The organism is Okeania hirsuta (assembly GCF_003838195.1).
GTDB lineage: Bacteria > Cyanobacteriota > Cyanobacteriia > Cyanobacteriales > Microcoleaceae > Okeania > Okeania hirsuta.
Window position 1 is genome coordinate 1 of sequence record NZ_RCBY01000294.1, and the last position, 7,617, is coordinate 7,617.

Consider the following 7,617-nt stretch of genomic DNA (forward strand, 5'->3'; position numbering starts at 1 on the left):
AGCAATTTGCAATCAAGGCTATAACCCAGTACCATTGGTGGCCGAAAATTCAGGTTTAATTACTCCGATGCTACCGGATTTGATATTATATAGACTGTATATAAAGGGTTACAGATGATATTTGTTGTCTGGTTGACTCCACCAACACGGGCTCCTGTTTGGTCGAAGTGCTGCCAAGGACTACTGGCTAAACCTTCACTATATACTTCGTTATACTCTACTTCAAAACCTGATTGGTTTTTGATTAATAAATTTGATAGGTATCCTGCTGACATTGAGATACCAATATCTGATAAAAATTCTAGGAGTTTTCCTTGGGTCATGTTTCCTCCATAGTACAGGCTCATGACCAATGCTTTGATTCCTGGACCAAATTTCTCCTTCATAACCTTTTGGTAAGGGTGCTGTTGCGGTTTTACCTAATGACGGAGAATAATATTTTTCCTTGCGAAACAATACGTTATCTGTTGTTAGTAAAATGTCTTGAACAATTACCTCTTCATAACCTTTAAATTCTGCATCTGCTGGTAGCTTCTGCCGATCATAGAATACTATTTCTTCTCGGTCTACTTTTATTGTTTCGTTTTTACTGGTTTTACTATGTTATGCATGGAGTTTTTCGTTCTTTCTCTGACGAGTGGTTTTTCTGAAATTTTCTCTTTTTACTAGCTTTAATGTCTGGTTTGCCAATTTCACCTTTGAGACGGTTATTTTCATCTAATTGTTTGACTTTTGAGTTGAGTTGCTCTACCAGATTCAGTAATATTTCTACTGTTTGACGTACTCCTTAATCTGCAATCAAACCCGGGTCAATTGATTGCAGTAATGTGGCCACTAATTGATCTGATGATAGTTTTTGCCTCATAAGTCATATTCTACAACACTAGCTGTACTTTTTCTTCTTCTTACCCCAATTTACTGAGCGGATACGGTACTTCCACCAAATGGCAGCATCGTGGTTTCTGGCAACTTCTTCACGCTCAAGTTCGCCAAAAATTAAGAACACAACTAGACAGGGATCAAGACTCCACCGTTGCGAACGCTGATTCCTATGGCAGTCAAAACAACAGAAAAAAGGGAGCTGTCTACGGCGCGCGATGGTGGTAAGAAAGTTAAAGGCCGTAAGCGCCTTATGGTGGTAGATTCGATTCGGATTATTATAGCGCTGTGCGCAGGCAACAGCTCCGGAAGGCAACAGCTCCGGAAGGGGGAATAAATTGCCTATAATATAAGATTTTAGCTATTGGACATCTCCTGCAATTTGTAAATACACCAGCGCTCATTGCTATAATTGGAGTTCTGGTGAGTGAGGCAAATGCCTCAGAACGTTTAGGAGCAGTAGTTGTACTCAATGAGGCAAAGGACAAACTATCGAAAGAGCGAGGTGGTCAGGGTAGATCAGGGTTATTCTGGTAAAAACTTTGCCCATGCTGTTAGGCAGGTTTGTGGCGATGGCGTCGCTATTGGAAGTGATCAAACGAACCTCAGAGAGTTTTGAGCAATTGCCGTGCGCGATGGATTGTTGAAGGCAATGCATGGGTGGCTAAATAGATTTAGGCGCGCTATGTAAGGATTATGAAGTCTATTCAGATGTAAGTGAAGCAATGATTTATGGCTGATTAATCCAACTCATGGTCAAGGGACTAGCTAATTTAAGATTTACTTTATGAATCAGCTCTAAGGGGTAGTTCTAGTATACTAATGGTAGATGGGGAATAAAAAGCCTACTATACTGCTACTGAAATAATTACAATCCTCAACGGCTTTGTTGCATAAAAGTGCTAGAAGGATTATAAAGCAAGCATTTATCAATAAATATGATTAATGATAAAGTATTACACTGCAAGAGTTTCAGGATATTCGTGCAATAAAGCCATCCTCAACTATAGCGCTACCCATTAAGGTGTTTGACATGAATAGAAGCTGAAACCCTTTTGTCTTCCCCTGTTGCCTATTGCCTGTTGCCTGTTGCCTTGCGCGTAGTGCTATAGCCTCTATATTAGATGATCAACCGTAAATTCCAAAGCATATCGGAACTCAGATTGTATATACTCAACCGTAAATCCCCGACAATATTGGAACTCAGATTGTTTGTAGATTTGTTAAGGTTGCGGAACCTGAAGTAGAGTTGGTAGTGCAGAGCGCAAAGTGTGGGATAAGTAATTAAGTCATTCCATTTCCCAGGAGCGATACTGCGCTCCGCAACGCTCCGCGAACGCGTTCCTTAGATCTTTGTGCAGCAGTATTTTCCTTGAGAGCATGAAGCCAAATCCAATTGAAATAGCTTACCACTAACCTTACAGTCACCTCAGTTTGCCTCCAGACCTTAGCAAACTTCCGCTGCTGGTTTTTCCGTGCTTATGAGTCTTTTTCTGGCCACACAGAGGACATTCTATGATAATTGAAAGTAGTTATATCATGTCCGGTAGCATCGGTATTGTATAGCAAGGGTAGGGAACACTTAACTGGGAACAGGGAACAGGCAAGAATACTTAAGAGCAAGAAAAAAACTTAAATTTCCTGTAGATATTCACCTTTGGGTTTACACGAACGCGCCCCAGCCGACATGATATTATACCAAATCTCACGCATTATTGCTACATCTCCTTGAGAGTAGGGAGTAGAGACCCACCCCTAACCCCGACCGTGGAGGGGAAAAAGGAGTAGGGAGTAGGGTGAAAAGAGATAAGATATCTTGGTTTAATGCCGATAATCGTTATAAACATTACTAAACGATTATTATTACTTAATAACTGAAGTTCATCGGAAGTATCGCATTAATGCATGGGAATTGGTATTAGGGACAATGATTATATTACCGACAGCAGTGGTATACAATGGCAAAGTATATGTGTTTCACCAAGGTAGGGGAGATAGTGGCTGGCTTTGGTATAATGTTTTTAATGGCTCTGAATGGGCTGGTGATACAAAGGTAGGGAAAACTGGTATAACTTCGAGTCCATCAGTAGTAGTATACAATGACCAAATCTATGTATTTCACCAAGGCAGGGGAGATAGTGGCTGGCTTTGGTATAATGTTTTTGATGGCTCTCAATGGGCTTATACAGAGGTGCGGGGAACAGGTCTTACTGACGATCCAGATGCGGTTGTTATGTAGTTAAATATTTTCTAGTCTATTACTTGCTTCTGACAAATTATATTAGATATCTCCAGAAAATAATAAATATTCCTATTCTAGAAACGTTTATACGGTCCATTTAATAGCGCGTTCAAAAAAAATTCTGCTATTTGTCCACAGCAAGTTCCCCCCCCTACCCCTGCCTCTTGATCAACGTTTCTAGATTTTTTTTGGAGATGTTTATTTTACCCATTCACTGCCGATGGTTGATCGTCAATAGGAATTCTAGGAAAGCTGGGTAAATCTATTGCTCCTAGTGACAGGTGCTGTTTTTGTGGGACTTCTGATGCCACATCTTCTTCAAGAACTTCAGATTCAAATACAAGTGGTTCCCAAGTTGGTAGATCTAATTTACTGCGCTGCACATCCTCTGATACTTCAAAAAAGCCTTCTGGATCTATGTCTTTTTCAGGCTCTTCTTGATACTCACTAACATTCCACTTTCCTGTAGCTATATTCCATGATATGCGTTCGCTTTTAATTGTTGTTATTGCTTTATCTTCAGAAGTATCACCTTCTAGATATTCCTCTACTATTATGTTATTTTCTGCCAATTTTTCTACTTCCTGAGATGAATTTCTATATTCATCTAAATAGTTTTCCTCCATAACTACATATTCTTCTGACTCTATCTCTTCTAATGCCATTGTTGGTGATTTTTCATCTATCAATTCATAATTTGGGTCTTCACCTATTCTACTAAACGAGGGTAAACTAGGATTTAATTGACTTGTACTGACCTCTTGAGGCAACTCATTTTGAGAAATATTTTGGTCTGATAATTCTACCTGTTCAGGTTCTGCTAAAGCTTGTGGTAAATCTATTTTCTTGCCCAGGCTAATTTTGGCAATATTTTTTTCTTTCTTGCTAAAAAGAGCTTCTTGCTGCTGTTGATTTTTTTGCTGTGGCGACCAAGGTTTAACTGGTTCGGAATTTAATGAGGGTGGTTTTTTAGTGTTAAAGTTGACAAAGAGATGTTCTTGTTTTTGAGGTTCAGATAAAGAATTCACCTGAGATGCTATTACCGGAGATTCTTCTGTAGATATTTCTGTTGGTATATCCATTGTATCTATTCTCCCTGGCATTTCTAAGCATCTTTCTAATGCTGCTTTAAACTGTAGAGTTTGCTGCTGCTGGCGGTATAGTCTTGCCCGCAATTCTTTGCAACTATTTTCTAATTCTTTGAGATGATAAATTTGTTGACTGTAAGATTGTTTGGTTAAGGCACATTCTCGTTCCATTTGCGCCTGTTGTTGCTGACTCACATCCCACTTGTCTGTTAGAGACTCTACTAAAACTTCCTGACGTTGAATAATTTGATTACATAGTTCCAACTTGTAGAATAGGCGAGTTACCTGTTGTTGAGTTGCTGCTAATTCTTTAGTTCTTTCTTCTAGCAACTTTTCTTGATTTTCTAGAGTTTCTTGACATTCTTCTAAGGCTGTTTCTAGGTCTGTAACTCGATTTACCAGTTCGCGGTTACAATCATGTAGAGCTTCCATGAGATTTGTAGATTCTAGATATTCAATGGAGTCTTTTGTTGGGCGGACTTTAATTTCTGAAATTTCCTGGGACTTTTTTTGAGGTTGATTTTGATTGGTTGGTACTAAATTTTTGGCTTCTGCTGAAGCTGTTCCTACTACTGGAATTGAATCGACACTAATGACACCAGGAAAATTAACTGTTTCCCACTCATCATCCTCTGGGACAGATGTGTGTATTTCTGATTCAAGAGCTGGTTTGATTTGGTCTACATGATCGTCATGGCCCAGTTTCTGATTACTTACTGGATTATTGGTTTCTGGTAAATTTTGGTTTCCAGGAAGTTCCGCTTCTGGCATTGCTTTCACCTAGGATTTACAGATTGCCTTTTGATTATTATATTAATGTTATCATCTCTCAGCGTCAACTATTTTATATGTTTATATATATGAGTAATACGGCGAGTAATACAGTTAGCAAAAAAATACATTTTATTTAAGGATAGATAATTATTAGGTTAAGTATCTATAACAAAATTCATTTAACATTTTATTTTATTAGTTTAGTATAGACAAAAATTAAACTTCCTGTCTTACGGCAGTTTTTTGAATTTATTAAGAAATAATTCAATTCTCAATTCTCTAGGACTAGCGGATGTAGCTTTTATAGCAGAAGGAAGAAGGAAGAAAGCTTTAGTTATCTAGGGGATTCATTATCTACAACAGAAGGAAGAAGGAAAAATCTGGCATTGTCTGAGTTTTAAGCTTTTGGTGTGTTAGCGCCCTTTCCTTGGACTACATCATTGCCGGAGTATAAATTGTTTTGAGAATCCCACTAAACATTAAAATATTAGAGTTGTGAGGAAATAAAAACTAAAACTGCTCAAAAGCTTACTGTATAAGCCTTTCAATTTAGGTAAATAAACAAAGACTAAAACCTTTAACATATAAGAGTTTTAGCTACTCTTTGAGCTTATTTTGCAACAAGTTTATTAATTAGTGGTAGGTCAGTTCATCTATATAACTACGCAAATAGGGCGCGGACATCTATGAAAATGCAAAATGCTCAAAGTTAGTGAGGGATTATTTGTGACTTCTGACTTCTGACTTCTGACTTCTGATTTAAGGCCATCTTTGTGATTGATCGCTAGTTGTGAAATATAATGAAAATCTATAGAAATAATTAAAAAGCGTTTCGGTCCAGAATGCTCCGCAAACAGTCGATTGGCCTTTAGTAGTCAGCTTTGCGCTAAGGGGGTTTAAACCCAAACTTTTAGCTGGCTAAAAGCTGAGTGCTGTTTGCAAAGCATTCCGGTACGGAAAATGCTGATAGCTAGTTAACGATTGATTTAGCCTAATTTCCAGAGGACTTTTTCCATGGCTTTGAATTTTAGATTTGCTATTGCTAGTGATTTACATATTGCAGTTCCTAATACTATTGCGGAACAAGCGCATCGTTTTCATTTAGTAGAAGTGAGTATTCCTGCTTTTGAAGTAGTATTAGAAAATTTAAGTAAGCTAGATATTGATTTTTTACTATTACCTGGAGACTTAACTCAAGATGGTGAATTGGAAAATCATACCTGGTTAAGTAAAAAATTAGCTACACTTCCCTATCCAGTTTATGTAGTGCCTGGTAATCATGATGTACCGACAAAATTTACCAATGACTATTCTATTGGTTTGGCAGATTTTCCTACTTATTATCACCATTGTGGATTTGATTACGAGGAACGATTATATTACACTAAACAAATTTTGCCTGGAGTACGAATAATTGGGCTTAATTCTAATCAGTTTGATAGTTCTGGCAAACAAGAATATACAGGTGGTTTAGAAGCAGAACAATTAGATTGGCTAAAACAGGTTTTAACTACTACAAAAGAGGAGTTAGTGATGGTGATGTTACATCATAATGTGATTGAACATTTACCAGATCAATCTCATAATTCCCTTGGTCGTCGTTATATGTTAGAAAATAGGTTAGCATTGTTAGATATTCTTCAATCTGCTGGAGTTAAGCTGATATTTACTGGTCATCTTCATGTTCAGGATATTGCTGAATATCAAGGAATTTATGAAATTACAACTGGTTCTTTAGTTACTTATCCTCATCCTTATCGTATCATTAATTTTACTACGGACTCTAGTGGTCAACAGTCTTTAAAAATTGAAAGTCATCGAGTTAATTCTTTGCCTAATTTTCCCAATCTTAGCGATATTTCTAGAAACTGGCTTGGCGATCGCTCTTTCCGTTTTATGTTTAAACTTTTGACTAATCCTCCTGTAAATTTATCACCAGAAATAGCAGAAAAACTTGCCCCTAGTCTACGTTATTTTTGGGCAGATATTGCAGGTGGTGATGCTGTATTTAACTTCCCTGAATTTCCACCTCATGCTAGACAATATTTTGAAAGTTTTAGCACCACTAATAGTATTGATAATAATGCTACGTTACTGTTGCAATAATCCGCTCTCCTTAAAAAAATCATAACTTTATCTTTATAAATCATTAAAGGTAGTCAAGTTAAAAGTTACTATTTTTGGCTTTTGACTTTTGACTAATTATTTTTTTCTTTTGGTATTATACCAATTCCCATGCATTAATGCGATACTTCCGATGAACTTCAGTTATTAAGTAATAATAATCGTTTAGTAATGTTTATAACGATTATCGGCATTAAACCAAGATATCTTATCTCTTTTCACCCTACTCCCTACTCCTTTTTCCCCTCCACGGTCGGGGTTAGGGGTGGGTCCCTACTCCCTACTCTCAAGGAGATGTAGCAATAATGCATGAGATTTGGTATAATACCAACTTGAAAAAAGAATGGTATATTTAAGTGAAACTTCAATCATTAAATAATTAACATAGATTGAATATTTTTTTTGACAGTTATTATTGGACTTTGGACAAAAAGTAACTAACAGTTAGCGTAATAATTACGCTAATCAAACAGGATAATACCGCTCTATCTCCAGTGAATTTAATCACTG

The 7,617-nt window shown here is 37.1% G+C and carries 4 protein-coding genes; 2 read left to right on the forward strand and 2 right to left on the reverse strand.

Annotated features, from left to right (window positions below):
- Nucleotides 1-59 precede the first annotated feature (59 nt).
- Nucleotides 60-323 carry a hypothetical protein gene (locus D5R40_RS28380; protein ID WP_240038808.1) on the reverse strand — a complete coding sequence of 88 codons (264 nt, stop codon included), beginning with the start codon at nucleotides 321-323 and terminating at the stop codon, nucleotides 60-62.
- Nucleotides 324-2,806: 2,483 nt separating this feature from the next.
- On the opposite strand from D5R40_RS28380, the gene D5R40_RS28390 reads away from it, so the two are divergent.
- The gene (locus D5R40_RS28390) at nucleotides 2,807-3,118 is read left to right on the forward strand and encodes a hypothetical protein (protein ID WP_124143669.1); all 312 of its coding nucleotides are present in this window, start codon (nucleotides 2,807-2,809) and stop codon (nucleotides 3,116-3,118) included.
- A gap of 206 nt (nucleotides 3,119-3,324) precedes the next feature.
- Here the strand turns inward: D5R40_RS28390 and D5R40_RS28395 are convergent, their stop codons facing one another.
- On the reverse strand, nucleotides 3,325-4,980 hold the full coding sequence (locus D5R40_RS28395) for a hypothetical protein (protein WP_124143668.1): 1,656 nt from the start codon (nucleotides 4,978-4,980) through the stop codon (nucleotides 3,325-3,327).
- A 1,017-nt stretch (nucleotides 4,981-5,997) separates the two neighbouring features.
- On the opposite strand from D5R40_RS28395, the gene D5R40_RS28400 reads away from it, so the two are divergent.
- A complete protein-coding gene (locus tag D5R40_RS28400) occupies nucleotides 5,998-7,089 on the forward strand; it encodes a metallophosphoesterase family protein (RefSeq protein ID WP_124143667.1) in 1,092 nt (363 codons plus the stop codon).
- The last annotated feature ends 528 nt before the right edge of the window (nucleotides 7,090-7,617 follow it).